This is a genomic window from Micromonospora sp. NPDC049048 (genome assembly GCF_043197615.1).
GTDB lineage: Bacteria > Actinomycetota > Actinomycetes > Mycobacteriales > Micromonosporaceae > Micromonospora.
This window is the reverse complement of sequence record NZ_JBICTM010000008.1, coordinates 221,926-248,754: the sequence shown is the minus strand read 5'-3', so window position 1 is coordinate 248,754 and position 26,829 is coordinate 221,926. Positions and strand designations below refer to the sequence as shown.

Here is a 26,829-nt window from a genome sequence, read left to right as displayed (position 1 = left end):
GTCGTCATCCTGCGTGAGGAGAGGTTGGCCCATGAAGCCCACTCGGATCGACATTCCCGAGCCCCAACTGGACGATCTGCGCCGCCGGATCGCGGCCACCCGCTGGCCGGACGCCTACGCCAGCCCCGGGTGGGAGCGCGGCACTCCCCTCGGCTACCTGCGCGAGCTGGCCGAGCACTGGCAGCACCGCTACGACTGGCGGGCCGCCGAACGCGAGATCAACCAGTACCCGCAGTTCGTCACGGAGATCGACGGCGCCAACGTGCACTTCCTGCACGTCACCTCCCCCGAGCCGGACGCCCGGCCGCTGCTGCTCACGCACAGTTGGCCCGGCTCGATCGTCGAGTTCCTCGACATGATCGGCCCGCTGAGTGACCCGCGGGCGCACGACGGGGACCCGGGCCAGGCCTTCCACCTGGTCATCCCGTCGATCCCCGGCTACGGCTTCTCCGGCCCGCTGCGCGAGTCCGGTTGGACCACCACCCGGGTGGCCAGCGCGTGGGCGGAGCTGATGCGGCGCCTCGGCTACTCGTCGTACCTCTCCGCCGGCGGCGACTGGGGCTCGATCATCTCGCTGGACCTGGCCCGGGTGGACAAGGAGCACGTGGCCGGCGTGCACATCTCCTGGCCGACCGTGCCGTCCCAGGACGCCGTCGGCCTGACCGGCATGTCCGAGCCGGAGTTGGCCGAGCTCGACCAGGTCTCGATGTCCTGGTTCAACAGCGAGCTCTCCGCCTACCTGAGGCTCCAGACCACCCGGCCCTGGACGCTGGCGTACGCCCTCAACGACTCGCCCGTCGGCCAGCTCAGCTGGATCGTCGAGAAGTTCCACGAGTGGAACCGGGCCGCCAAGTCGCCGGAGGACGTCATCGACCGGGACCGGCTGCTGACCAACGTCAGCATCCACTGGCTGACCAACACCGCGGGGTCGGCCCTGCAGCTCTACTACGAGTCCGGCATGGCGCTGGGCGCCCTGTTCACCCCCGGCGTGCCGAGCGAGCCGATCGAGGTGCCGGTCGCGGTGGGCTTCTTCCCGCACGACCCGGCCCCGCCGTTCCGCGCCTTCGGCGGGCTGGAGACGTCGACCATCCGGCGCTGGACGACGTTCGAGAAGGGCGGCCACTTCGGCCCGATGGAGCAGGCCGGACCGTTCGTCGAGGACCTGCGCGGCTTCGCCGCCTCGCTGCGCTCCTGACCACCCGCCCCGGCCACGGGCCCGCCGTTCCCGGCGGGCCCGTGGCCGTTGCGTATCGGGGCGTCTCCCCGTAGCCGGCACCGGGTGCGACGAGACGGTCGGGCCCAGCGAGCGGACCGGGAGCGGCAGCAACAGGCGGCGGCCCGCCGGGAGCAGTCCCGGCGGGCCGCTCGGCCCGGGGCGTCACGCCGCGACGGGCACCGAATCGGTGATGAGCGCGGCGGCCTTCTCGCCGATCATGATCGCCGAGGCGTTGGGCGCGCCGCGGCCGACCTTGGGCATGATCGAGACGTCGGCGACCCGCAGGCCCTCCACCCCGCGCACCTTCAGTTCGGCGTCCACGACCTCGCCGAGGGCGCAGGTGCCGGAGGCGTGGAAGATCGAGTGCGTCCGCCGGCGGACGAAGGCCCGGATGTCGGCGTCCGAGCCGGACTCCGGCGCCTGGTGGCGGGTCGTGGTGTAGAGCTTGAGCGCCTGCTGGCTGGCGATGTCCATGGCGATCCGCACCCCCTCCACCGCCGTGACCAGGTCGTCCTCGTCCGTGTAGTACCGGTGCTCGATCTTCGGCTTGGTGGTCGGGTCGTTGGCGATCAGCGTGATCTGGCCCCGGCTGCGCGGGGTCAGCATGACCGGGCCGTAGGTGATGCCGTGCCCGTTCGGCATGCTCAGCCCGCTGTCCGGGAAGATCAGCGGACCGGAGAAGTAGACGACGTCGGGCGCCTCCAGACCCGAGCGGGTACGCACGAAGCCGCCACATTCGGGGCCGTTGGAGGTCAGCGGGCCGGTGCCCTGCTCCTCGAACTCCCGGTGGTACTTCGGGTCCTCCGCGATCATCAGGCTGACCGGCTCGTCGTGGGTGAAGATCAGCGGCACGAAGGCGTGGTCCTGGAGGTTCTGGCCGACCTGCGGGTTGTCGACGAGCACGGGCAGGCCCAGCCGGCTGAGCATCTCGCCGTTGCCGATGCCGGAGTGCATCAGCAGCTTCGGCGAGTTGTACGCGCCGGAGCTGAGGATGACCTCCCGCTCGGCCCGGATGGTGATCGGCTGGTCCAGCCGCTCACCGACTACGCCGACGGCGCGGCCGTTCTCGATGAGCACCCGGTGCACCTCCAGGTGCGTCTCCAGGGTGAGGTTGGGCCGGTTCAACGCCGGGTGCAGGTACGCCTTGGCGGTGCTGCACCGTCGTCCGTCGCGCTGGGTCAGCTGGAAGTAGCCGAAGCCGTCCTGGCCGGCCCCGTTGAAGTCCTCGTTGGCGGGGTGGCCGGCCTGCTGGGCGGCCTCGATGAGGGCGGTGGACATCGGGTTCCTCGAGCGGCTGTCCGAGACGCTCATCGGCCCGCCGACGCCGTGGTAGCGCGACTCGCCCCGCTCATTGTCCTCCGAGCGCTTGAAGTACGGCAGCAGCTCCTCGTAGCTCCAGCCGGGCTGGTTCCAGCCGTCGTAGTCGAGCTTGTTGCCGCGGATGTAGAGCATCGCGTTGATCGAACTGGTGCCGCCGAGTACGCGTCCGCGCGGCAGGAAGATCCGCCGGTTGCCGAGTCGCGGCTCCTCGTGCGAGTCGTAGTCCCAGTCGCACTTGGTGCGCATCAGCTCACCGAACATCGCCGGGATCTGGATGTTCGGCACGCTGTCCGGCCCTCCCGCCTCGATCAGGCAGACCTTGACGTCCGGGTCTTCGCTGAGCCGGGCCGCGAGAACGCATCCCGCAGAACCTGCACCGACGATCACGTAGTCGTACATGCCAATCTCCTTGAGGGGATGATGGATCAGCGGGATGCAGCCTCGGGAGTGGCCCGAAGCTGCGCGTGGAAGTGCTCTCTCGGCGACGCCACGCGGTCGGGGTCGCGCTCGACACCGGCTGCCGGCGGCAGGTACGAAGAGCCGGCAGCACGGCGGAAAAGGCCCGGCTCGTCGGATGACGACGGCGCACGCACGACAGCGCGGGCACGTCGGAGCGGTGGAGCGGGCACGTCGGAGCGGTGGAGCGGATCCGCTGGGGTGCAGGCGGACCCGCTCCACGATCGCGGGATCGGACGCCGGGGCGGAAGGCCCTGCGGGACTGTCGAAGAGCCGGACTCAGCGCGGTGCGATGCGGCCGTCGGCGGTGGTGCGCGAGAGCACCTCGACGACGGCGTCGGTGGTCCGGCGGGCCTCCTGCTCGGTCATCACCAGCGGCGGCGCGAGCACCAGGTTGTGCCCGTACGGCCGGGCGATGACGCCGTGGGCCCGGCGGACCTCGAAGGCCACCTGATCCACCGTGGGCCACTCCATCGGCTGCTGGGTCTGCCGGTCGACCACCAGCTCGACGGCGGCCAACGAACCCTCGACCCGCACGTCGCCGACCACCGGGAGGCTGGTCGCCGGCGACAGGCCGGCACGGAACCAGTCGCCGATGGCGAGGGCGTTGTTGAGCAGGCCCTCGCGCTCGATGACGTCGATCGTCGCCAGGCCCAACGCGCAGGCGACCGGGTGGCCCTGGAAGGTGTAGCCGTGGAAGAAGCCGCCGTGGCCGATGAGCGTCTCGGCGATGTCGTCGGTCATCAGCGTGGCGCCGAGCGGCGCGTAGCCGCCCGCCATCCCCTTCGCCATGGTGATCATGTCGGGCTTCAGGTCCCGCTGGGGCGAGTCGAACCACGCACCGGTACGCCCGAAGGCGGTGACGACCTCGTCGGCGATCAGCAGGATGCCGTGGCGGGTGAGCAGTTCCCGGACCCGCGGCCAGTAGTCCTCGGGCGGGGTGAGGACGCCGCCACCGGCCATGATCGGCTCACCGACGAAGGCGGCGACGTTGCCCGGGCCGATCCGCTCGATCGTCTGCTCCAGCTCCTGGATCAGCCAGTCGGTCGGGTCGGTGTCGCCGTACATCTGCGCCGCCCGGTACAGGTACGGCGGCGAGACCTTCTCGACGTGGGGCAGGTTCGGGCCGACGCCGTGCTGCATGGGCGGGAAACCGGTCAGCGTGCCGCTGCCGTACGCGGCCCCGTGGAAGGCGTAGTGACGACCGATGATCCAGGTACGGTCCGGCTCGCCGCGGCGGAAGTGGTAGAGCCTGGCCGCCTTGATCGCGGTCTCCACCGCCTCGGAACCGCCGCTGGAGAACATCGCCCGCTCGATGCCGGCCGGAGCCAGTTCGGTCAGCCGGGCGGCGAGGTGGATCGCCTTGTCGTTGGAGAACTCCAGCAGGCTGGTGAAGAACTCCAGCTCCCGGATCTGCTGGGCCGCGACCTCGGCGAGGTCCTCGCGGCCGTGGCCGAGCGGCGAGTGCCAGACCCCGCCGCCGGCGGCGTCGAGCAGTTCCTCACCGCGCGAGTCCCAGACGGTGCACCCCTTGCCGCGGACGATGACCACCCGGTCGGCGATGTCCCCCCGGTGCATCGAGCGGATCAGGTGGCGACGGTCGAGAGCCTCCAGTTCGTCGGCGTCGGCTTTGGACAATGTGGCAAACAACTGGTTGATGGTCACGTTTTCCCTCACCTGAACAGCACCGATGAATGATTGGAGCGGGCCGGCCGGCCCCCGTTTCGTTGCGGGGTCCGCACGTCGGCGTCCCGGCCGGCCCGCCGTGGCGGATCAGCCCTTGATCGGGCTGCTCTGGTAGGAGAAGAGTCTCCACTCGCCGTTGTCGCGGACGACCAGCCAGGAGACGCGCTGCCGCTGGCTGGCCGACAGGCTGCTCTCCCCCTTCGACACGATGCCGCCGGTCGAGATCACCAGCGCCGTGTCGGGGTCGATGAAGAAGATGTCACCGGGCTCGTCCTCGATCCGCGAGCCCGCCAGGCCCCCGGCGAAGGCCTCGCCGAGGTACGCCTGGATGGCCTCGCGGCCCCGCATCTGCTCGTCACCGAGCAGCATGCTGCCGTTGGCGGTGAACGCGTCCGCGACGCCGGCCGCGTCGTTGCGGTCCCACGCTCCCCGCACCCGCAGCGGAGCGCTCAGCGCGGCGCCCTCGGGTCCCTTCGTGAACGCGCCGTAATGGGTCGCCCACTTCTTCGCCTGATCGACGAGCACCGCCGATTTTGACTCCATCGTCTCTCCTTCCGGGATGTGCTTGTCGGGCAGTGGGATCACCAGCGCAGCGTCGCGCCGGCACCCCGAGGGCTGTTCTGGTAGGCGGCGAGCTTCCACTCGCCGTCGCGCTTGACGACGACCCAGGTGGACCGGACGGCCAGCTCCGGCGAGATCTCCGTCTCGCCCTCGGCCAGGATGCCGCCGTGGGTGCGCAGCAGCGCGATGTCGTCACCGATGAAGCGGACGTCCACCGGCCGACCGGTCACGCCGCTGTTCTTGAACGGGCCCGCGTAGGCGGCGGCCATGAAGGCCCGGATCTCCTCGCGGCTCTTCTTGTACACGTCACCGGGCAGGATGAGGATCCCGTCCTCGGTGAAGACGTCGGCGACGCCGTCGGCGTCGTTGCGGGCCCAGGCGGCGACGAGACGCAGCGGAACGCTGAGCGCCTCCTTCTCCTTCTCGCCGGTGAACTCGCCGTAATAGGCGTCTAGGGCTGCCTTGTCGTTCGCCACGCCGGGCGCCGAGGTCGCTGTGGACACGGTCATCTCCTCCGTCGATCGACCTTGCTCCGCCATGATGTATCTCTCCGTGACGGCGAAGCTTCTCTGCGATTGCGGCAGGAGCGCACGGGGCGAGATGGCACCGCGGACGGTGGCGTTCCGGCCGAGGGCGGCCCTGGTTAACACGCGCAGGGGCCGCCATCGCGGTGATGGCGGCCCCTTGGCGGGTGGCAGCTGCCGGCCTGTCGTCGACCGGGTGGTGTGGCCGGCAGACGACCGTCGGCTGGTGTCGGAACGGCGCAGGCCCGCAGCGGGCCCGCAGCGGGCCAGCCGGACCAGCGGACCAGCGGGTCAGCGGGTCAGCGGGTCAGCGGGAGCGGTTCGACGGTTGAGCTTGTCAGCGGGTCAGCGCCGAACGGGCGGCGGCGAGCGCCCGCTCGTAGTCGGGGTGCGCGCCGATCTCCGGAACGTACTGCACGTGCACGAGCTGATCGGCCTGGTCGACCACGAACACCGCACGGGCCAGCAGCCGGAACTCGGCCACCACCACGCCGTACGCCAGCCCGAAGGACAGATCCCGGTGATCCGAGGCGGTCCGGACCCGTTCCAGGCCGCTCCCCCCGCACCAACGCGCCTGCGCGAAGGGCAGGTCCACCGACACGGTCAGCGCGGCGACCCCGTCGAGGGCCGTGGCCTCCTCGTGGAACCGCCGGGTCTGCTGGTCACAGACGTCGGTGTCCAGCGACGGCACCGCCGAGAGGATCCGGACCGAGCCCGGCGCGAAGTCCAGCCCCAACGGGGAGAAGTCGCTGTTGAGAACGGTGAACCCGGGCGCGGGGTCCCCCACCTTCACCTCGCTGCCGGCGAGGGTGACCGGGCGGCCCCGGAAGGTCACCGCCCCGGTACGTGCCAGATCGGTAGTCATCACGCGTCTCCTGTCATCCGGACGGCCCGATTGCTTCGGCACAGGCGGTGCCCGTGCAGCCGGGTGGACCTCCTCGTACCGCCGGCCCCGGCGGCGCTCCAGCAGCATCCCCGCGCCCCCGGTAACGCCGCACCTCTGCCCGTGCCCTCCCCGGCCGCCACGGCGCGACCGGCGTCAGCATCGCGGCGATACGGGGCGAGGCCGACGCCGAGACGCTGGCGCCCCGCACCGTCGACCAGGCGCTCGGCGCGGGGCAATACAGAAGGTGCGGACGTCGCGCCGGCGGGCCGACGATTGCGTTCCGAGGCGGCCCGCCCGCCTCGGGCGCGTCACCCGTCGCCGGGCCGCACAGCGCCCGGCACCCGGACGCTGGACCAGGCCGGCGAGGGTGGCCGCGCGACGGGCCGCCGGCCGCGTCGCGAGGGCGGGATCCGCCGTCACGAACAGGAGCCCATCGTGCCCAGCACCGCGTCAATGCCCGGCACCGCCGCCGCGATCCTGGCCGCCGCCGGGGTCGAGGAGGACACGTCCTACTACGGCCCCTTCCTGGAGGAACGGGAGAAGGCGGCGCTGACCGTGCCGATGCGGATCCAGGACGCCTGGCTGCACAACGACGCCGACGCGTTCGCCCGGGTCTTCGCGCCCAACGGCAGCCTGCTGATGCAGGACAACCAGCTGCGGGGGCGCGACGAGATCCACGCCTACATGTCCGCCGGATTCGATGGTCCGTTGCGGGGCGCCTCGGTCAAGGGCTGGCCCATCTCGGTGACCTTCCTCAGCGACGACGCCGCGGTCCTGGTCACCGAGGGCGGTATCCGCATGCCGGGCGAGACCGAGACCGCACGGGAGCGGCAGATCCGCGCCGTCTGGGTCGTCGTCCGGCAGGGCGACGACTGGCAGCTGATGTCCCACCAGTCGAGCCCCATCTACGGCTGACCCGCACCGCTCCTCCGCGCCCGGGTCGGTCTGCCCGCGCTGCGGGGTGACCAGCGCACCCGGGGAGAGCCGGGCGACCCACCCAGTTGCCGCACGAGCCGGCCGTCACCACGCTGGTGGCGGCCGGCGGTGCTGTCCGCCCCTCGTAGAAGACTTGCTTGCCGTCCGGGTGAGCCGCTGCGCCGCGGCGCGTCCCCGGCCCGCCCAGCTCTGTGCCGGCATCCGCGCGTGCCCTGGGCCGTCACGCCGGCGTCGGCAGGTGCGGCCGACCGGAGTGGCACGCGACAGATGCCTGTCTGGACGTCTCCCGACCAGCCGCCGCCAGGAGCACCGGTACGGTCGGGGTGGGCGCCCTCCCACCCCGACACCAACCGGCCCTCCTGGCGGGCTCGACCGGGTTACGCTGTCAGTCGCCGGACGCCTCGCCTGCCACCGTTGCCGGCTGGCCGTTCCTGGCCTCCTCGGCGGTCGGCTCGGTCGGCGTCGTCGCCTTCGCGTTCGAGCCGGTCGGAGGAATGTGCCGGAGTACGGCGGCGACGACGATGGCGAGCAGGGCGACCATGACGGCGTTGACGACGGCGACGGCGACGAACGCGTCCGTGAAGGCGTCGCGTGCGGCCTCGAGAAGGTCCGCTCCGAGTGCTCCGGGCAGCCCTGCGGCCACCTCGACGGCGCTTGCCAGGGTGTCGTTGGCGGACTGCGCGGCACTGGACGGAACGTCCGCGGGCATCGTGTCGGCGATCTCGTTGCGGTAGACGGCGGTCCCGACGCTGCCGAGGACGGCGATGCCCAGGGCCGTGCCGACCTCACCGCCGGTCATCGCCAGCGACGCCGCGGATCCGGCCCGCTCCGGCGGAGCGGACCCGACGACCAGGTCCGTGCCCAGTACGTACACGGGTGCCACGCCGCCGCAGGCGATGACGAGACCGATCTCGGTGAGGGTCAGTCCGGGCAGGTTCTGGACCTGGCTGACCAGCAGGAACCCGAGCGTGCCGATCGCCAGGCCACCCGCGACGACGGTCCCCGGGCGAATGCGCTGCGCGAGGCCCGGGGAGAGCAGGGATCCGGCGATCACCCCGATGGTGTACGGAATGATCAGCAGGCCCGTACGAAACGGCGGCAGTCCCTTCACCAGTTGCAGGTACTGGGTGAAGAACAGGAGGATGCCGCTGACGGCGACCCCGGCGAACAGCAGGGTGCCGAGCGCGCCGCTGACCGCCCGGTTGCCGAGCAGGCGAAGGTCGAACAGCGGGTCGGCCAGGGCGCGCTGCCGGCGGACGAACACCACGCCGATGGCGAGGCCCACGACGACGGACAGGACGGTCGGCCAGGTCAGGCCGTCGGTGACCACCTGCTTGAGGCCGTAGATGACCGGCAGGATGGTGCCGAGGGAGAGGGCCACACTGAGCAGGTCGACCCTGCCGGGCTGGCTGTCGCGGAATTCGGGAAGCAGGACCGGCGCGGTCGCGAGGAGCAGGACCATGACCGGTACAGCCAGGAGGAACACCGAGCCCCACCAGAAGAACTGGAGCATCACCCCGCCGACGAAGGGGCCGAGCGCCAGACCCACCATGAAGCAGGTCATCCAGAGGCTGATGGCGACCGTCCGCTGCTTGGCGTTGCGGAACATGTTGCTGATCAGGCCGAGGGTGCAGGGCTGGATGGTGGCGCCGGCGATGCCCATCAGCGCCCGGGAGGCGATCAGCATCTCCGGGCTCGTGGCGTACGCGGCCACCACCGAGGCCACGGCGAACGAGGCCGCGCCGAGCAGCAGCAGCTTGCGGCGGCCGATCCGGTCACCGAGGGCGCCCATCGTGATGAGGAACCCGGCGACCATGAAGCCATAGATGTCCCCGATCCACAGCAGCTCCGAGCTGCTGGCTCCCAGGTCCGCGCTCAGGTGCGGCAGCGCCAGGAACAGGACGCTCAGATCGAGGGACAGCAGCAAGGACGGCAGGGCAAGTACGGCCAGTGCTATCCATTGCCGGGGACCAGCCCGGTCATCGGTCTGGGCCTGGGCTGACGTAACGGTACTCATGAAGGAACCTCTCCCTAATCGGTCGCCGATCCAGCCGTGTCACGCGTACGGGCGCGGAGTCAGCGGGCCGGCTGCCAACCAAAGACGGCGACGGCAGGCGTTGATCCGTTCGAGGTGGTCGAAGGAGTCGTCCATCGGCAGGGCCGGGACGCTGTTCGCCGGCCCTCGTGGACGCCGCCGAACGACTCGACGTTCGCGGCGACGAGCTCGCGCATCGGTCATCCACCCCTCGTACGGTCACGTTCCCGGGCTCGGGCGGGCCCGGGGCGGAGGGCTGTTCACCCTCTGCTCATCCGTCGTGACGGTCTTTGTGGGTAGGACGGAGCCGAGAACCGGTTTTCGACATCGATCCGGAACCGGATGACGGGACGTGCCGTGTCCCGGGGGCATCCGGTCCGGCGGACCCCGCCCGGAGTGCCACACGCGCCCACGGCCGCACGGGGCCGCGCTCCCACGAGAGGCTGACCGGACGCTGCCCGGGAGGTCCACCGATCCGTACCCGTACGCGATCCGGCTCGCTCTCCGCGCGATCGCCCTGCATCGGCGCTCCTCGGCCGCGACGAGGAGCGCCGATGGGTGAAGACCGCGACGGCGACGTGGCCGACCTGCGGCGGCTCGCCACCCGGCGACGGCCAGGGCGACGGCTACGGCTACGGCTACGGCGAAAGCGAGGCGACGGTCAGCGCGCGCCGGGGGTGAACGCCACCGGCAGGCGCTTGATCCCGTTGATGAGCGGCGACTTCAGCCGCGCCGGTTCCCCCGTGGCGTGGATGTCCGGGATGCGGGTCAGCAGCTCGCGGAACATCACGTTGATCTCCAGGCGGGCGAGGTGCGCGCCAAGGCAGAAGTGCGGGCCCGGCCCGCCGTAGCCGACCTGCGGGTTCGGCGAGCGCCGCACATCGAAGGACTCGGGCTTCTCGAAGTAGCGCGGGTCGCGGTTGGCGGCCCAGTAGAACATCACCACCTTGTCACCCGGGCCCAGAGGTTGGCCGGCGATCTCCATCGGCTCGGCGTCCTCGGCGACGGTGCGCCGCTGGGAGATCACCGGTGAGCACCAGCGGACTATCTCCTCGACCGCGGTCGGGGTCACCCCGTCGATGTCGGAGAGCCAGGCCTCGCGTTGCTCGGGGAACTTGGTGAGCAGATGGATCCCCCACGTGATCGCGTTGCGGGTGGTCTCGGTCCCGGCGCCGGTGAGCAGGATGAAGAAGTGGGTCAGCTCCGAGGGCGTAAGCGCCTCGCCGTTGATCTCGGCGTTGAGCAGCTTGGAGATCAGGTCGTCGGCGGGGTTCGTGGCGCGGTGGGCGGCCAGCTCGTGCATCAGGTTGGCCAGTTCCTGGCTCGCCTTGTTCATCGCGAGCATGGCGTCGTCCTGTTCCCCGACGTATTCCGGGTCCTGGACGCCGAGCATGGCGTTGGTCTGCTCGAACACGAACTGCTGCTGCGAGTCCGGGATGCCCATCATGGTGCAGATGACGCGCAGCGGCAGCTTCGCCGAGATCTCGGCGACCGCGTCGCACTCGCCCCGCTCGACCACCTCGTCGACGATGTCCTTGGCCATCAGGGTCACGTTGTCGGTGAGCGCCGCGATCGCCTTGGTGGTGAAGCCCCGGGAGACGATGCGCCGCAGTCTGGCGTGCCGGGGATCGTCCATCGTGATCAGCGACTGCTCGAGGAACTCGACCGGCAGGTCCATCGCGACGTTTCCCTTGCCGGAGATGAACGTGGCAGGGTTGCGGCTCACGAACAGAATCTCGTCCATCCTGGTCAGCGCGTAGTATCCGCGACCGCGCGGCGCCGAGCCGAACTCCGGGGAGGCGAAGAACGGCAGCCCGGGCTGGGCGCGCAGCGCCTCGAACGCGGCATGCCGGTACTCGATCGACTCGGTCCAGAAGTCGTTGTCGGAGAGATCGATCGCGCCGAGTTCAACGGGGACGGTCATTCGTTCAGCCTCCTCGTGCCCAAAATCAACCGGTCATCCAGAGGCCACGCCCGCTGAACCCGCAGGTTGCTGGATGGAACCTCGAACGTACTGGCAGGCAACTGTCGCCTGACCCGGTGCGGATGCGCATCTTCCAGAGTGCGCAACGCAGCGCACATCGGAAGATGCGACCCCGGTGCGGCGAGTGAACAGTGTGAGCACGGTGTTCAGGTCCGGGAAGGGGGCCTGACCAGGCATGAGAACGCCACGGCGGCCCGCCGGCACGGCGGGCGCGGTGGTGGCCGCGAGGTTGAGCGGGACTCACCGAGGGTGACGGCCGGCGCCGGTGCCTCCACCGGACCCGGAAACCCGACAAATTGAAGGGAGAGAAACCGGCATGGCCGAAGCTGTGCGAGTCGCCCCTGAACCTCAGGACGTAAGGGCGCCTAGGAAACTCGACTCACTGACCGGGCTGCGGTTCTTCGCCGCCCTACTGGTGTTTCTTTTCCATACCGCAGTGGTGGTGAACCCTGTCGACCTCACCGGTCCGGGGATCAATCCGTTCGCCAACCCCGACATCGCGCAATCGTACGCGTACGCCTTCAGCAACGGCGGCTTCGTGGGGGTCTCCTTCTTCTTCGTGCTGAGCGGTTTCGTGCTGTCCTGGTCGGCGAGACCTGACAGCTCGGCGCGAGCCTTCATCCGGCGCAGGCTGGTGAAGATCTTCCCCACCCACGTGGTGATGTGGGCGCTGGTGATGCTGCTCTTCGCGGGCGGGGTGGCCAGTTGGAAGACGTGGCTGCCCAACCTGTTCCTGGTGCACGCGTGGTTCCCCGACTTCTCGATCAGCCAGAGCATCAACACCCCGTCCTGGTCGCTCTGCAGCGAGTTGCTCTTCTACGTCACCCTCCCCCTGCTCATCCGTCCGATCCTGCGAATGTCCGTACGCCAGATGTGGATCACCGCGGCGGCGCTGTTCGCCGGGCTCGTCGCCTTCCAGATGATCGCCACGCTCTTCCTCTCGACTCGCAGCAGCGGCTTCACGCCGGTGGGCGACGTGCAGTTCTGGTGGGGTTACCTCTTCCCGGCCGGGCGGATGTTCGAGTTCGCGTTCGGCGCGATCCTGGCCAGGATCGTCCTCGCCGGGAAGTGGATCCGGATCAATCCGCTGCTCGCGGTCGGGTTCATGGTGCTCGGTTACGTCGCCACCTACTTCGTTCCGGCGCAGCTCACCTTCAACGTGACCACGCTCATTCCGATCGGCGTGCTCCTGGCGACGTTCGCGGATGCGGACATGCGTGGCGCGCCGACGGGACTGCGGAGCAGGCTCGCCGTCTGGCTCGGCAACATCTCCTTTGGTTTCTACATGTGCCAGACGGTGACGGTCTTCTACATCCGCCATGTGACGGGTGGCGGAAAGTTCGACACGCCGACCGCCGTCCTGGTCATAATCGGTCTGCTCGCGCTGTCCATCCTCGGCGGCTGGTTGCTGCACCGGTTCGTGGAGATGCCTATGATGCGCCGGTGGAGCCGCCCCCGCACGGCCCCGAGTCCACAACTCTCCGGAAGTGCGTGAGTTTCGCCGGGACGTCTCCGGCGTCCAGGGTCCGTAGCCGCCTGTCGGCCGGCAGGCGAGAAGACGGTTCGCCGGTCCTGCGGGACGCCCGACTCGGACGGCCACCGGTATTCGGTCGAATACCGGTGGCCGTTGGAGTCGGCAGCACCGTCCACCGGTACCCGTGGACGATCGAAAGGCGACGCTGGCGCGCCAATCGGTAGCCGGCTCCAAGATCGAGCCCACCGTTCGACGAATACCGAAGCGCGCGTTCCCGGCTCGACGCCGGTCGGGGTGGTAGCGTCACCGACACTTGCCAGAGGTGCGGCCATCATCCGTGGGAGGTGCAGACATGAAGTTCTTGTTGCTGCAGAACTATCCAGGCACGGAGGGCGTCGAGCCGATGGCGAACTGGCCCGCCGAGGACGTCGAAGCCCATCTGAAGTTCCAGAACGAACTGAACCGGCGTCTCACCGAACTTGGTGAGCTGGTGGATGTCCAGAGCCTCACCGGCCCGGAAATGGCCAAGTTCGTCACCTCCGACGGCACAGGCGCCTCGGTGGTCACCGACGGTCCGTTTCCGGAGTTCAAGGAACTCCTCGCCGGTTACCGGATCATCGACGTCGATTCCGAAGCCCGCGCGATCGAGATCGCCGCGCAGGTGTCGGCGGCGCCCGGCCCGGGCGGTCGGCCGATCCGGCAACGGATCGAGGTACGCCAAGTGATGGGTTGCGTAATCGCCGCACTATGAGTCACGCCAGGCGCTTGGAGGAACTGCTCCGCGAGCTCGCACCGCAGGTGTTGGGCGTCCTCGTCCACCGGACCGGTGACTTCGACACGGCCGAGGACGCGGTGCAGGAGGCGTCGCTGTCGGCCGCCCTGCACTGGCCGAAGGACGGTCTCCCCGACAGTCCGCGCAGCTGGCTGATCCAGACGGCCATGCGCAAGATGACCGACCAGATCCGCAGCACCCAGGCCAGACGCCGCCGCGAACAGGCCGTGGCCCGTCTCGAACCACCGGCCGTGGAGATCTCCGGCCAGGACGACACCCTCACGCTGCTGTTCATGTGCTGCCATCCCGTCCTGACGCCGGCGTCCGCGATCGCGTTGACGCTGCGGGCGATCGCCGGGCTGACGACCGCCGAGATCGCCAAGGCGTTCCTGGTGCCCGAGAAGACGATGGGGCAGCGGATCAGCCGGGCGAAGCAACGGCTCAAGGCCTCGAACGTGTCGTTCACGATGCCGGCCGGCGAGGATTACACCCAGCGGCTGAACTCGGTGCTACGAGTGCTCTACCTGCTGTTCAACGAGGGCTACACGAGCAGCAACGGCACCGAGCTGCACCGGGCCGACCTGTCCGACGAGGCGATCCGGCTGACCCGGATGCTCCACTCCCAGTTGCCCGACAACGGTGAGGTCACCGGTCTGCTGGCCCTGATGCTGCTCACCGACGCGCGCCGGCCCGCCCGCACCGGGGCGAACGGCGAGCTGATCCCACTGGACGAGCAGGACCGCAGCCGGTGGAACCGCCTGCTCATCACCGAAGGCGTCGCTCTGGTGGTGGAGGCCATGTCACGGGGGCAGATCGGCGTGTACCAGTTGGAGGCGGCCATCGCGGCCGTGCACGCCCAGGCCCCCACCGCTGCGGAGACCGCGTGGCCGCAGATCCTCGCCGTGTACGAGATATTGGAACGGCTGTCGGGCAACCCGATCGTGACGCTCAACATGGCTGTCGCGGCGGCGATGGTGCACGGTCCGGAGACCGGCCTGAAGCTCCTGGAACCCCTGGACGAACAACTGGGCGACCAGTACCGGCTCGACGCGGTACGCGGACATCTGCGTGAGATGCTCGGCGACACCAAGGCCGCGGCCACCCACTACCGGGCAGCCGCCGACCGCACCACCAGCCTGCCCGAACGGCAGTACCTGATCTCCCAGGCCGCCCGGCTCAGTGGTTGATCCGCGTGCTCGGGCGACGCGGGCTGCCCGGTCGGGAGGCGCCACGACGGCGGGGCGGCCCGGGGCCGAGCGGCGGTACGACGACGGGCCAGGTCGGGACCGGGCGGTCAAACTCGCGCCGGCCACTCCGACGATGTCGAATTCCGCTCCGCCGCTCCGTCCTACACACGAAAGCCAGGACGGCTGGGCGGAGGCGAGGTCGTGTAGCTGCGGCCGCCGCTGCGACCGGCCACAGAACGATCAACGAGGAGGGGATTCGCATGCGCAAGTTCATCGTGGTGAGCGCTGTGTCGATGGACGGCTTCTACGAGGGCCCTGGGCACGACCTGATGGCCGTGCCGATGGAGAACTGTTTCGGTTCGTACAACCTTGAGCGGATGCAGGCGGCCGACACCGTGCTGCTCGGGGGCAACTCCTACGCCATGTTCTCGGGTTACTGGCCGAGCGTCGCCGACGACCCCTCCGCCTTCGAGGCCGACCGGGAGTTCTCCAAGCTCTACAACGTCGTCGACAAGGTGGTCATCTCCGACCACGCCACCCCGCCGGGGGCCGGTCACCCGTGGGCGCACAACACCCGGATCGTCTCCCAGGCGGACGCCCCCAAGGAGATCGCCAGGCTGAAGGAGCAGGACGGCAAGGAGATCGTCACGTGGGCCAGCCGCACCACGTGGAACGGGCTGCTCGAGCAGGGGCTGGTCGACGAGCTTCACCTGCTGCTCGGCCCGGCCGCTCTCGCCGGTGGCACTCCGCTGTTCGAGCACCCGGTGTCGCTGCGGCGACTGGGCGTGCGCACGTTCGACGGCTTTGACACCGTGCTCCTGCAGTACGGGGTGCAGCAGAAGTCCTGAGCGCCGACGACGTGTGGCGAGGTGTTCGGCGTATCCGTCGCCGGTGGCGGGCAGGACGCTTCCCGAACACCTCGCCGCCGTCCTGAAATCGGGTCGGCTCCGGAGTCGACAATGGCCTCCAAATGGGATTCTGTCCGACCACGAGGGAACTCCTCGTGGTCGGACAGGTCCATGGACGTCGTCCATATCCGTGGCAGTAGTGCGAGTGACACGAGCGATTGCCACGACGCCCACGCCGCGTGACAACGGACCGGCTTTCCCCGACCAGCGGACAGACAACCCGCATCGTCCGCGCCACCCCATACCCAGACGATCTGACCACTGCCGCCGACAGCGGCGACTCCGGAAACAGAATGAGCCTGTTTCCGGGGATGTCCGCTGCGTTGTCATCCGCACCGTTCGCGGGCGCCAGCATGGACCGCAATCGTGAGGATGCCGAAGCCGACGGCCCCGCGATACAACTGACGAGACAGCGGTCCGCCCCTATGTTAGGAGATCATCTGTGGGTGATGACAGGACGCTTTGTCAGACCTGCCGAGACGTCCCGGTTACCAAGTTCCTGTCACTCGGCGAACAGCCCGCTTGCGTATTTCCGGAAAATCACGAGGAGGCCCGGACCGAACAGACCTGGCCACTGGATCTCGGATTCTGCCCGCGGTGCAGCCTGGTCCAGGTGATGGAACCGGTCAGTGAGCGTGTTCTCTTCTCCGGCGACTACCACCACCTCGCCGGACTCACCAAGGGCTTCCGTGAGCACCTGGTGGAACTGGCGGCCGTACTGGCCGCGCAACAGGACCCCGATCCGCGGCGCCGCCGGGTCATCGAGATCGGCAGCAACGACGGAAGTCTGCTGGACGCGCTGGCCGAGCGCGGCTTCAACGTGCTCGGCGTCGATCCGTGCGGTTCGGTGTCGCCGAACGGATCGCCGGTCGTCACCGACTACTTCAGCGCGGAGCTCGCCCAGCGGATGATGTCCAGCTCCCGGCCGGCGAACATCGTGGTGGCCACCAACACGTTCGCCCACGTCACGAACCTGCGCGATTTCCTGGACGGGTTGTGCACGATCCTGGAAGCCGACGGGATGTTCGTGTCGGAGTCGCACTACCTGCCGGAGATGCTGCGGACGTTGCAGTACGACTTCGCCTACCACGAGCACTCGCGGTACTACTCCTTGACCGCGTTGCAGCACGTTTTCGGACTGCACGGTCTCGAAGTCTTCCATGTCGAGCTCGTCGACACCCACGGTGGCTCCGTCCGCGTCTACGCCGGTTTCAAGGGCGCGCACCAGATCCGCGATTCCGTCACCGAACTCCGCCGCGCGGAAGACGCGCAGAAGCTCACCGACGAGGCGACCTACCGGGAGTTCGCGGCCCGCGTGGAGGACCACCGGGACCGCTTCCGACACCTGGTCAGAAAGTTGGCCGGCGACGGATCGCGGATCGCCGGCTCGTCCTGCCCCGCCCGTGCGGTGACCCTGCTCAACTACTGCTCGCTGGGACCCGCGGACATCAGCGTCGTCTCGGAGATCAGTCCCCTCAAGATCGGCCGGCTCTTCCCTGGCGTCCACATTCCGGTCATCTCGCAGGAGGAGCTGTGCGGGCCGGATCAGCCGGACTACGCCATCCTGTTCTCCTGGCACATCCTGGATGAACTGTCTGCCCGGCTGCGCGCAGAAGGATTCCGCGGGAAGTTCGTCGTTCCGTTGCCCGAGCCCCAAGTCCTCAGCGAGCCGTAAGGAGTCTTTGATGCGGGTGGTATTCGTCATTTGGCCGGCGGCCGCACACTTGTATCCGTTGGTTCCACTCGCGTGGGCGCTCAAGGCCGCGGGGCACGAGGTCTGTGTCGTCTCCCACGCGTCCATCGCGGAGTCAACGGCGTCGATGGGGCTCACTCCGGTTTCGTGGTGTGACCCGAACAGCATGCCGATACCGATGGGCCCGGGACGGCCCTACCCGGAGGAGCGCGCGGAGCTGGCTCGCGTCACCGAGGCCATGGCCTTCGGACCCGACGATCCGGACCGTGAGCACTGGGATGTCCTCACCCAGTTCTACCTGCCTGCGATGTGGGACTTCATCCCGTACAAGGGCGACCCCGGCGAGCCGATGCCCGCGATGGACGGCCTGGTGGAGTTCACCCGGACCTGGAAGCCGGATCTGGTGCTCTGGGACCCCTGCATCCCCGGCGCGGCGGTCGCGGCCCGGGCCAGCGGCGCCGTCCAGGCGCGCTGGTGGACCGCACCCGACGTGTTCTGCCGCAGCATCGACAGGTTCACCGAGGTAACCAGCAGGCCCGGTGGCCCGTCGGTGGAGAACCCGCTGGTCGAGACCGTACGGCCGCTGGCCGACCGGTACGGCGTCGAGATCGACGACGAGCTGCTGTTCGGGCAGTGGACCGTCAATCAGCAGCCGGCGGCGGTGGGGCCGGAGGTGTCGGCGCAGACGTTGTCGATGCGGTGGATCCCGCATGCGCGGCAGGAGGTCATGCCGGACTGGATGTACCCGGTTCCGGCGCGCCCGCGGGTGGCCGTCTCGCTCGGCCTGTCCGAACGACTGTTCATGGAGGGCGGCTGGGCCCACATCCCGGCCCTGCTGGAAGCCCTGTCCACGTTGGACGTCGAGGTCATCGCCACGCTGAACAAGACCCAGCTGGGGGCGGTGTCCAAGATCCCGGACAACGTCCGGGTGTTCGACTTCGTCCCGCTCAACCAGCTGATGCCGACCTGTTCGCTGCTGATCCACCACGGCGGTATGGGCACCGTCATGCCCGCGGTGGCGAACTGCGTGCCGCAACTCGTGCTCGACTTCGTCGGCAACGAGATCTCGGCGACCGCCCTGGGAGGTCGGATGGGCCGCTCCCGGTACAGCCTGGGGCCCGCCCTGTCCAGGTACCTCACGGAAACCGGCGCGGGGTTGATCATTGACGTCAGCAAGCCGTCCGTCGACGAGATGCGCGAGCAGATCATGCGGGTGCTGACCGAGCCCTCGTTCCGGCAGGGCGTCGCGCGGATGCACAACGACCTGCTGGCCACGCCCAGTCCGGCCGAATTCGTTCCTATCCTGGAGCGGATGGTCGCCCGGCACCGGCAACCGGAATCCGCGGCGCACTGACCCACCACGCCGACGTGCCCTCGGGCAGGGCCCTCGTACGGCGGGAGACACACCGGCTCGGCGGCGGCGGTCCGCGCGACACGCGACCGCCGCCGTCCAGCCGGGGAACGAGGCGTACGGTCGCCGTACGGTTGACCCTCCTTGCGGCCTTCGCCTCGCAGCGGGCCGACGGGAGTCCGCGCGGCGCACGCCTGCCGTTGCGTCCCGGCCGGCGCAGTCCCGGTCCGGCATCTTGAGGAGGGTAAGAATGCGCTTGCTCATCACCGGGGCGGCCGGTTTCATCGGCTCGAACTACGTCCGGAATCTCCTCTCCGGCGCCTACGGAGACTCCGGCGTACAGGTCACCGCGCTCGACAAACTCACGTACGCGGGCAACCTGGAGAATCTCGCCCCGGTGCGCGACCATCCCGGGTTCACCTTCGTCCACGGCGACATCTGCGACGCCCGGCTGCTCGCGGAGCTGATGCCGGGCCACGACGCCGTGGTCAACTTCGCCGCCGAGACGCACGTCGACCGGTCGATCACCAGCGCGGACGCCTTCGTGCAGACGAACGTGGTCGGCACCGCCGGGGTGCTGCAGGCGGCGATGGACGCGTGCGTGCCGCGGGTGGTCCACGTCTCGACCGACGAGGTCTACGGTTCGATCGACTCCGGCTCGTGGACGGAGGAGAGCCCGCTGCTGCCCAACTCCCCCTACGCGTCGGCGAAGGCGGGCGCCGACCTGCTGGCCCGGGCGTTCGCCCGCACCTACGGCCTGGACGTCAGAGTGACCCGGTGCAGCAACAACTACGGCCCCTACCAGCACCCTGAGAAGATCGTTCCGCTGTTCGTGACCAATCTCCTGCGGGGAGAGACGGTTCCGCTGTACGGCGACGGCCTGAACGTGCGCGACTGGCTGCACGTGGACGACCACTGCAGGGGCATCCACCTGGTGCTCGAGCAGGGACAGCCGGGTGAGGTCTACAACATCGGCGGCGGGCAGGAGTTGACCAACCGCCAGCTGACACACCTGCTGCTGGAGATCTGCGGTGCCGGCCCGGAGCGCATCCGCGCGGTGCCCGACCGCCCGGGTCACGACCGGCGGTATTCGATCAACGACGCGAAGCTGCGCGCCCTCGGCTACACGCCCCGGGTCGCGTTTGCCGAAGGCCTGGCCGCGACGGTCGCCTGGTACCGCGACAACCCGCAGTGGTGGCAGCCGCTGCGCCGCGACCCCGCGGTGTGAGCACGGCGGCGAACCCGGGACCGGGCGAGCACCGTGCCGCCGGGGCGAGCACGGCGGCGAGCGGCGCCTCACGGACGGCAGCATCTCGATGAAGGGCCCGTCGATGTGGTGGAGTGGCGCCCCGGTGACGGAGCATCAGGGGCAGTGACACCCGGCCACCGGCGCGGTGCGGGGTGCGTGCCGGCCAGAGAGGCAGCGACATGTCCGGCGCGCAGTTGTACGACACCATCGGTGCCGCCTACACGGTGACGCGGCGGACCGAGCCGCGGATCGCCGCGCAGGTCTGGGCAGCGCTGGGCGATGCGCGTTGGCTTCGGCGGTTCTGGCTCACCCGCGACTACCTGCCCGAGGTCGCGAGCCTCGTGGTCGGCCGGCCTTCGCTGACCGAGCTGGCCGACGCGGTCGATCTCGACACGGCGGAACTCGGTCTCCGTCTGCTTGTGGCCTGACCCGCCACGACGCCAGCCGACTCGGGCTCGTCATCTCGACAGTCCGACGATGCGGACAACAGGCCGACGATGCGGATCGGCCGGTCGACGCCAGCTGCGTAGCCAAGAATTGCAGGAATGATCACGGCCGGCGGAAAGGACACCGGTTCACGCGCGAATCGTCCGGCTAGTTGGCGATAACCGCCGCTGTCCGCGAATTCTCCGCAATCTCAGAGATGCGGCCGTTCCTCGGGGATACGAGCATTCTCAGGAAGTCTCTGACAGAAAGCCCGTATGCCGCCGACGGTGATCGGCCGAGGAGGAGCCTGCGCACGATGACCACGCTTGGTGAGAATCGCGGCACGATGCGTAGCGGCGACGCGCCCTGATTCGGAAATGGTCCTGACCGCCGCTGTTGCCGCAGCGACCAGGCAGTAGTCGCCATCAGCACTCACGATAGGACGAAGCCCGTGACAATCTACAGATTCGGTGCCGGTCGCTCGACCAGAGCGGGCGGCAGGCGCGATGGCACCGCCGTGGAGGGGGCCGGGCCCGCCCGAACTCCGTTCAGGAGACGCGCCAGGCGGATCGGTGCCCTCGTGATGCTCGGGTCGATGGTCGCCACGCTGCTCGGTCCGCCGGGCCCGGCGAACGCGATCTCGGAGCAGTCCTCCGGGGTGCGGGGATCCGACGGGACGATCTACACCGTCACCAACCACCTGACCGTCGACGCGTTCCGTGGCGGCCCGCGGAAGTGGTTGTTGGCCTGGTCCGGTGCGGTGGATGCCGCCAATCCCGACGCCAAGGACTTCCTCGCGGTCATCGACGCCACCAAGGGCTCCCGCAGCTACGGTCGCGTGGTCAACACGGCGACATTCGGCCCGCAGCGGCAGAACGAACCGCACCACATGCAGTACGTCTGGCACAAAGGCCAGCGGATCTACGCCGGCGGCATCTTCTCGGACACGGTTTTCGTGCTCGACGCGAGCCGACTGCCGGTGCTGAGGATTACCGGAGTCAACCTGCCGGCCGACACTCCGTGCGGTTCGGCGCCGGACGCCTTCGCGGTGCTCAGTGACGGCACCGCCTACGCCAGCTACATGGGCGGCCCGAACGTCCCCGGGCCCTGCACCTACTCCGACGGCCAGGTGCGGGTCGGTAACGGCTACGCGGGCTCTCCGGGAGAGATAGTCCGGATCGGCAAGGACGGCAGGACCATATCGGAGATCGCGACCGCACTGCCGTACGGCGAGGATCCGACCAAGTGTCACAACTACCCGGCCCTTGAGAAGGCGACGTGCGCTAACCCGCACGGCATCGCGGTGCGGGAGGATCTCAACCGGATGGTGGTGACCGACTACACCGAGATCAAGAACAATCTCAATCCGCCGACCCCGGAGATCGATCCGCTCTGGTTGCGCGACACGGTGCGGATCTTCGACATCACCAACCGCAACCGGCCGAAACTGAAGTCGGTTTCCCGGCTGCCCGACGGCCCGCGGGTGGATGAACCCGCGTTCGCCGAGCCCCGAATGGTGATGGAGCCCGCGGTCACCCACCAGCCTCGGCACCGCGGCGCGTTCGCGTCGACCATGGCGGGTGGGGCCGTCTACTACACGCCGGACATCACCAAGCCGGACCCGGAGTGGCGCGAGGTCTTCGACGACAGCACGGCGTATCGGAAGTTCGACACGTCCGGCCTGCTCAGCGGGTCCAACAGTGGCGGCAGTTGGCTCTGGGTCACCCCGGACGACCGGTTCCTGGTGCACACGGTGATGGGTGCCGACTGGCGCCTGCCCCGGGACGCACAGACCGGGATGGTGTACGTGCTGGACATCCAGAAGCTGCTGGCCTCCGGCAACAATCCGAAGTGCAAGATCGACGAGATCGAGGAAGTGACCGCTGGCGGGCACGAGTCTGACTGCCCGGCGCTGACCGGGGTGATGCCGGTCCGTGACACCGTTTCCACGTTCGCCGGCGTCGGCCCGCACTGGGGGGCCATGGACAACTTCACCCGCGGCCGGGACGGCATCTACCGTGAGAACGGCGGGCTGAGCCGGATAGCGTCGGCCAACTATTTCGTCTCCCCGCTGCTCGATGGCGACCACCGGATCTGCATGTACGACTTCAGTGCAAGCGGTGAGGTGTCGATGGACACCTCGTTCCGGGACGAGGTGAACGGCGCCGAGTGCCTCAACTTCAACCGCCAGAAATGGCCGCACGGCTCGGTGGGCGAGGCCCGGCCACATGGCCTGCTGTTCGTGGTCAGCGACAGCGTGCTGCGTTAGACGCGAAAGATGGCCGTGTCGGGCGGGGACCAGGTGTCCCCGCCCGACACCGGTGACAGCTGGACCGCGCGGATCGTCTCCTGGCGAACGACCGCCGGCAGGCTCAGCCGAGCTGCTCGGCCAGTGCGATGATGATTCCCTCCGGGCCACGGACGTAACAGAGCCGGTAGCTGTCCTCGTACTGCGCCACCTCGCCGAGGAGCTCGGCGCCGTGACTGCGCAGCCGGGTGAGGACGTCCTCGATGTCGTCGACGGCGAACATGATGCGACGGATACCCAGGGTGTTGGGCGGTGCGACCTTCGGCTCAGCGCTGAACGCCGTCGGGGCGTCGAACTTCGTCAGTTCAAGCCGACCATGGCCGTCCGGGGTCCGCATCATCGCGATCTCGACCCGCACGTCGTCGAGCCCGACGACCCGGTCCACCCAGCGACCCTCGACCGGCCCCTGGCCCTCCATTTCCATACCAAGTTCGACGAAGAACGCAGCAGCAGCCTCCAGGTCGTCGACGACGATGCCGACGTGATCCATCCGCTGAATCGTCATATCTCGGAGTATAGGGCCAGAGGCTCGTAGTCATCCGGGAACGCCCCTTTAGCCGGATGCTGTCCGAGGGCGGCACGGGCCGGGAAGGCCGGCCAGATGCCGCAAGCTCAAAGAAGATCACGCCCCAGCCGAATCACTACTCTTCGAGACATGCCAGCCACCCTGGGCCTCTCGACCGACGAACTTCTCAGCACCACCCGGGCCGTCCGTCGGCGACTCGACCTCGATCGCCCGGTCCCCCTCGACGTGGTGCGTGAGTGCGTGGACCTGGCACTGCAGGCGCCGAGCGGGTCCAACCTGGAGCCGTGGTGCTTCGTGGTCGTCTCCGACCCGGTGAAACGGATGGCGATCGCCGAGATCTACCGCAAGGCATTCGCCATCTACCGTGACCTCCCCTTCGCCGCCGACAAGATCACCAAGGAGGACGCGGCGCGCGACGCCGCCCAGCAGCGCGTGATGGCGTCGGTCGAGTATCTCGCCGAGCACCTGCACGAGGTGCCGATGCTCGTGGTGCCGTGCGTGAGCACGTGGGATCCAGGTCCGATGGAACGCCTGATGTCGGCCGCCATGTTCGGTTCCGTGATCCCGGCCGTGTGGAGCTTCTGCCTGGCGGCCCGTTCGCGTGGCCTCGGCACGGCCTGGACCACCCTGCACCTGATGTTCGAGGCGGAGGTCGCACAGGTTCTCGACATCCCGGTGGACGCGGTACGCCAGGTGGGCCTGCTGCCGGTCGCCTACACCCAGGGTGAGAGGTTCCGGCCCGCGATGCGCCGCTCGGTCGACCACGCGCTGCACCTCGACGGCTTCGACCCGAGCCGCGCCCCGAGTGCACCGCCGTCCTGACGAACCGGTCCGGTGATCAGACGCGTCCCGCCCCCGGCCGCGTACGTCGACGAACCGATACCGGATCCGCCAGCAGCCGCGGGTGAGTTACGCAATCAGCCGCCCTGGCGCTCCTCCCCGCACCGGTCCACGAATCGATTTACATGTTCCTGCGGTGCCAGTATCGTCGAGGGTTCTCAGAGGTCGACGAAGGTCCATCAAAAGGTTCCTGACATGAGTTTCCCAGCGCGATCACCGCGTTGGCCACGTGCAGGTGCCGGAAGGTTGATCAGACCATGGCATCGGGGTTTGGTTTCGATCGTGCCGCCGTGGATCAGACCCGGCGGGAACTCGCCAGCGTCCGGGCGGAGTTGGCGGCCGCCCGGCAACAGCCGGACGGAGTACCGATGGTCGAACCGAAGCCGGTCGTGGACGCGCTGCACGGCTTCGTCAGCGGGATGGCGGCGGCACACGCCACCGTGCACGAGTCGGTGGACCTCGTCGCGCGGTGGTTCGACCACCTCGTTGACGGTCAGTTGGAGTTGGACCGGATCCAGGCGGACCTGGCGACTCCCGAACAGTGATGGGGAGAAGGGACGACACGTGGTCGACGTCAATATCGGATATGACGGCCTGCAGCGCGCGGCGGGCCAGTTGCGGACCGGCCAGACCGAGATGACTCAGCGGCTCCAGACCATGAAGTCGATGATCGACCAGCTCGTCACCAGCGAGTTCCGCACCCAACTCGCCTCCTCACGTTTCCAGGACTCCTACCAGCAGTGGTCGACCGGCGCGCAGAACATGATCGACGGACTCGAGGGGATGGCGGCCTTCCTCAACGACACGATCCGCGAGTACCAGGACCTCGACAACCGACTCGCGGGCGGCATCGGCTGACGCTTGTCCCCGACCCATGAACGTCTGGGAGGCCATCGACCTGCCCACCGACCCCGTCCCCGGCTCGCCGGGCGAACTGCGGACGATGGTCGCGCAGCTGCGTCGGCGAACCGCCTACGCCCGCCGGCTCGCGAACCGGCTGCAAGCCGTCTCCGCGGGCAGCCACCGCATGCGGCTGAGAGGGGACTTCGCCGTCGTGTTCCGGCAGGGCCTGTCCGAGCTGCCGGGAGAGGCCGCCAAGATCGCTTCGGCCTATGCCGCATGCGCCGACATCCTGCATGACTTCGAGACCCTGACCGACCAGACCAGGGCTACCACCCGGAGCATCCTGTCCCGGGCGGTGCAGGCGGACATGCAGTACCGCTCCCTGCTGGCGCAGTTCTGCGTGTTGATCGGGCCGGTGCCCCCCGGCAGGCCCGTCTGGCGCGGCCTCGACCCGGAGTTCGCGCTGGCGCTGACGATCAACCGTGACCCCGTGGCACGGCAGGTGGCCTGGCGGATCGGAACCCAGGCGCAGCACTGGGAACTACAGCGACAGCACTCCAGCAATTCGATCCGGAGGGTGCTGGAGCAGTACTCCCTGGCCGAGAGGCGGTGCGTCGAGCTGATCCAGCTGGCGATCCCGCAGGTGGAGAGCCTGCCCGACGCCTGGGATCACCGACTCCCGCGCTACGAACGGCGCGACCTCCGGCGGACCGGACAGAGGGACCGGCTGTACAGACGGCGGCTTTTTGCCGGACCCGACGACAAGAACCACTTCATCAAAGACCGGATGGGTGCGTGGCGGACGGACGACGGAAGACTCCGCGACTCGAAGCAGTACGTACACGACGACAACAAGCCCCCGCGGGGTGAGTTGTCCGAACGCGCCGTGTCGGGCCATCTGTACCGCCTCACGGCGTCCGGAAACAGCCTGCAGGAGGCCGCCGTACGGAAGCTCGCCAAGATGTCCAAGACATACAAACGTCTCCGCGATCTGGCGTGGGACCGGGAGATCGCACCGGTCGTCACCAGACTCGGGGCCGGCCTGGCGATGCACAGGTTCAGCGCGGACAAGCTCACCGCTCTCCTGGCGAGGGCGCGGCCCCACCTCAGTAACCAGGAATACGTGCGGTTGGCGACAGAGGGCCGACGGTTCCTCAGGCTGCAGCGGCGGGTCAATCAGACCAGCGAACGGCTCGGGTCGGCCGGGGGGTCCGTGGTGGTGGCGCGGGACTTCTCCGACGCGAGGCCTCTGACGGGCGCGACCTACGAGCGGGGCACCGCGGGCAACCTCGACCGCACGCTCTATCGCCGGGGTTCCTTCATCGCGATCGAGGAGAAGGGTGGCAGGGCGGGACTGGGCCAGGCGCAGGCGCCCGACCCACGGAAGCCGAACAGCCCAGAGGTGACGGTCGAGCAGGGAAGCGCGCTCTATCTGCGTAAACAACTCGAACAGGACAGCAAGCTGGGTCCCGTCCTCCGGGAGAACCCGGAACTCTGGTCCGAGATTCAGTCCGCCATCACAAATGGAGGCCGCGGCTCGATCCGCTATCTGCTGGTACGCACAAACGACGACTGCGAGATCACCGTCAGGGAATTCGTCATCGATCCGGACAAGCTGCGTCGCGGTTCGATCCGCTTGGTAAGGTGA

General features: G+C 68.9%; 23 protein-coding genes and 1 pseudogene. 16 read left to right on the top strand and 8 right to left on the bottom strand.

Features of this window, described 5'->3' with window-relative positions; all coding sequences use genetic code 11:
• Positions 1-31 precede the first annotated feature (31 nt).
• The gene (locus ACGFIG_RS24845) at positions 32-1,195 is read left to right on the top strand and encodes an epoxide hydrolase family protein (protein WP_393006698.1); all 1,164 of its coding nucleotides are present in this window, start codon (positions 32-34) and stop codon (positions 1,193-1,195) included.
• 183 nt (positions 1,196-1,378) lie between these two features.
• Here ACGFIG_RS24845 and ACGFIG_RS24840 read toward each other — a convergent pair whose 3' ends face one another.
• From ACGFIG_RS24840 to tpx, 5 genes are all read right to left on the bottom strand, one after another.
• Positions 1,379-2,935: a GMC family oxidoreductase gene (locus ACGFIG_RS24840; RefSeq protein WP_393006696.1), complete on the bottom strand. Its 1,557-nt coding sequence runs from the start codon at positions 2,933-2,935 to the stop codon at positions 1,379-1,381.
• A gap of 336 nt (positions 2,936-3,271) precedes the next feature.
• Positions 3,272-4,570, bottom strand: a complete 1,299-nt coding sequence (locus ACGFIG_RS24835) for an aspartate aminotransferase family protein (RefSeq protein WP_393006847.1) — start codon at positions 4,568-4,570, stop codon at positions 3,272-3,274.
• 195 nt (positions 4,571-4,765) lie between these two features.
• Entirely contained in the window at positions 4,766-5,221 is a 456-nt protein-coding gene (locus tag ACGFIG_RS24830) for an SgcJ/EcaC family oxidoreductase (protein WP_393006694.1), read from the bottom strand.
• Between the two features lie 38 nt (positions 5,222-5,259).
• Positions 5,260-5,748 carry an SgcJ/EcaC family oxidoreductase gene (locus ACGFIG_RS24825; protein WP_393006692.1) on the bottom strand — a complete coding sequence of 163 codons (489 nt, stop codon included), beginning with the start codon at positions 5,746-5,748 and terminating at the stop codon, positions 5,260-5,262.
• A gap of 352 nt (positions 5,749-6,100) precedes the next feature.
• Entirely contained in the window at positions 6,101-6,628 is a 528-nt protein-coding gene (gene tpx / locus ACGFIG_RS24820; protein WP_393006690.1) for a thiol peroxidase, read from the bottom strand.
• 456 nt (positions 6,629-7,084) lie between these two features.
• On the opposite strand from tpx, the gene ACGFIG_RS24815 reads away from it, so the two are divergent.
• Complete coding sequence (locus tag ACGFIG_RS24815) at positions 7,085-7,564, top strand: SgcJ/EcaC family oxidoreductase (RefSeq protein ID WP_393006688.1); 480 nt, start codon at positions 7,085-7,087, stop codon at positions 7,562-7,564.
• Between the two features lie 406 nt (positions 7,565-7,970).
• On the opposite strand, the gene ACGFIG_RS24810 is transcribed toward ACGFIG_RS24815, so the two are convergent.
• Positions 7,971-9,602 carry an MFS transporter gene (locus ACGFIG_RS24810; RefSeq protein WP_393006686.1) on the bottom strand — a complete coding sequence of 544 codons (1,632 nt, stop codon included), beginning with the start codon at positions 9,600-9,602 and terminating at the stop codon, positions 7,971-7,973.
• 576 nt (positions 9,603-10,178) lie between these two features.
• On the opposite strand from ACGFIG_RS24810, the gene ACGFIG_RS24805 reads away from it, so the two are divergent.
• On the top strand, positions 10,179-10,301 hold the full coding sequence (locus ACGFIG_RS24805; RefSeq protein ID WP_393006684.1) for a hypothetical protein: 123 nt from the start codon (positions 10,179-10,181) through the stop codon (positions 10,299-10,301).
• Here the strand turns inward: ACGFIG_RS24805 and ACGFIG_RS24800 are convergent.
• A complete protein-coding gene (locus tag ACGFIG_RS24800) occupies positions 10,282-11,544 on the bottom strand; it encodes a cytochrome P450 (protein ID WP_393006682.1) in 1,263 nt (420 codons plus the stop codon). The two genes, ACGFIG_RS24805 and ACGFIG_RS24800, sit on opposite strands and share 20 nt — an antisense overlap.
• Positions 11,545-11,920: 376 nt before the next feature.
• On the opposite strand from ACGFIG_RS24800, the gene ACGFIG_RS24795 reads away from it, so the two are divergent.
• From ACGFIG_RS24795 to ACGFIG_RS24755, 9 genes and pseudogenes are all read left to right on the top strand, one after another.
• Positions 11,921-13,099, top strand: coding sequence for an acyltransferase family protein (locus ACGFIG_RS24795; protein ID WP_393006680.1), 1,179 nt, complete (start codon positions 11,921-11,923; stop codon positions 13,097-13,099).
• Positions 13,100-13,430: 331 nt separating this feature from the next.
• Complete coding sequence (locus ACGFIG_RS24790) at positions 13,431-13,829, top strand: YciI family protein (protein ID WP_393006678.1); 399 nt, start codon at positions 13,431-13,433, stop codon at positions 13,827-13,829.
• Positions 13,826-15,037: an RNA polymerase sigma factor gene (locus ACGFIG_RS24785; RefSeq protein WP_393006676.1), complete on the top strand. Its 1,212-nt coding sequence runs from the start codon at positions 13,826-13,828 to the stop codon at positions 15,035-15,037. The genes ACGFIG_RS24790 and ACGFIG_RS24785 overlap by 4 nt, the downstream gene beginning before the upstream one ends.
• Positions 15,038-15,297: 260 nt before the next feature.
• Positions 15,298-15,885 (top strand): dihydrofolate reductase family protein, encoded by a 588-nt coding sequence (locus ACGFIG_RS24780; RefSeq protein WP_393006674.1) that lies wholly within the window; start codon positions 15,298-15,300, stop codon positions 15,883-15,885.
• 502 nt (positions 15,886-16,387) lie between these two features.
• Positions 16,388-17,620 (top strand): class I SAM-dependent methyltransferase, encoded by a 1,233-nt coding sequence (locus tag ACGFIG_RS24775; RefSeq protein WP_393006672.1) that lies wholly within the window; start codon positions 16,388-16,390, stop codon positions 17,618-17,620.
• A gap of 10 nt (positions 17,621-17,630) precedes the next feature.
• Positions 17,631-18,992: a nucleotide disphospho-sugar-binding domain-containing protein gene (locus ACGFIG_RS24770; protein ID WP_393006670.1), complete on the top strand. Its 1,362-nt coding sequence runs from the start codon at positions 17,631-17,633 to the stop codon at positions 18,990-18,992.
• A 247-nt stretch (positions 18,993-19,239) separates the two neighbouring features.
• The gene (gene rfbB, locus ACGFIG_RS24765) at positions 19,240-20,217 is read left to right on the top strand and encodes a dTDP-glucose 4,6-dehydratase (protein WP_393006668.1); all 978 of its coding nucleotides are present in this window, start codon (positions 19,240-19,242) and stop codon (positions 20,215-20,217) included.
• Between the two features lie 206 nt (positions 20,218-20,423).
• A pseudogene (locus tag ACGFIG_RS24760) lies at positions 20,424-20,621 on the top strand (hypothetical protein); the annotation flags it as partial.
• 785 nt (positions 20,622-21,406) lie between these two features.
• Positions 21,407-22,933: a hypothetical protein gene (locus tag ACGFIG_RS24755; protein WP_393006666.1), complete on the top strand. Its 1,527-nt coding sequence runs from the start codon at positions 21,407-21,409 to the stop codon at positions 22,931-22,933.
• Positions 22,934-23,036: 103 nt separating this feature from the next.
• Here ACGFIG_RS24755 and ACGFIG_RS24750 read toward each other — a convergent pair whose 3' ends face one another.
• The gene (locus tag ACGFIG_RS24750) at positions 23,037-23,477 is read right to left on the bottom strand and encodes a VOC family protein (protein WP_393006664.1); all 441 of its coding nucleotides are present in this window, start codon (positions 23,475-23,477) and stop codon (positions 23,037-23,039) included.
• Between the two features lie 150 nt (positions 23,478-23,627).
• Between ACGFIG_RS24750 and ACGFIG_RS24745 the strand changes: the two genes are divergently transcribed.
• The 4 genes from ACGFIG_RS24745 to ACGFIG_RS24730 all read left to right on the top strand — a co-directional run bounded on the left by ACGFIG_RS24745 (position 23,628) and on the right by ACGFIG_RS24730 (position 26,829).
• Positions 23,628-24,320 carry a nitroreductase family protein gene (locus ACGFIG_RS24745; protein ID WP_393006662.1) on the top strand — a complete coding sequence of 231 codons (693 nt, stop codon included), beginning with the start codon at positions 23,628-23,630 and terminating at the stop codon, positions 24,318-24,320.
• Positions 24,321-24,628: 308 nt separating this feature from the next.
• Positions 24,629-24,883: a hypothetical protein gene (locus tag ACGFIG_RS24740; protein ID WP_393006660.1), complete on the top strand. Its 255-nt coding sequence runs from the start codon at positions 24,629-24,631 to the stop codon at positions 24,881-24,883.
• Positions 24,884-24,902: 19 nt separating this feature from the next.
• Positions 24,903-25,196, top strand: coding sequence for a WXG100 family type VII secretion target (locus ACGFIG_RS24735; protein ID WP_393006658.1), 294 nt, complete (start codon positions 24,903-24,905; stop codon positions 25,194-25,196).
• 16 nt (positions 25,197-25,212) lie between these two features.
• A complete protein-coding gene (locus tag ACGFIG_RS24730; RefSeq protein ID WP_393006656.1) occupies positions 25,213-26,829 on the top strand; it encodes a hypothetical protein in 1,617 nt (538 codons plus the stop codon).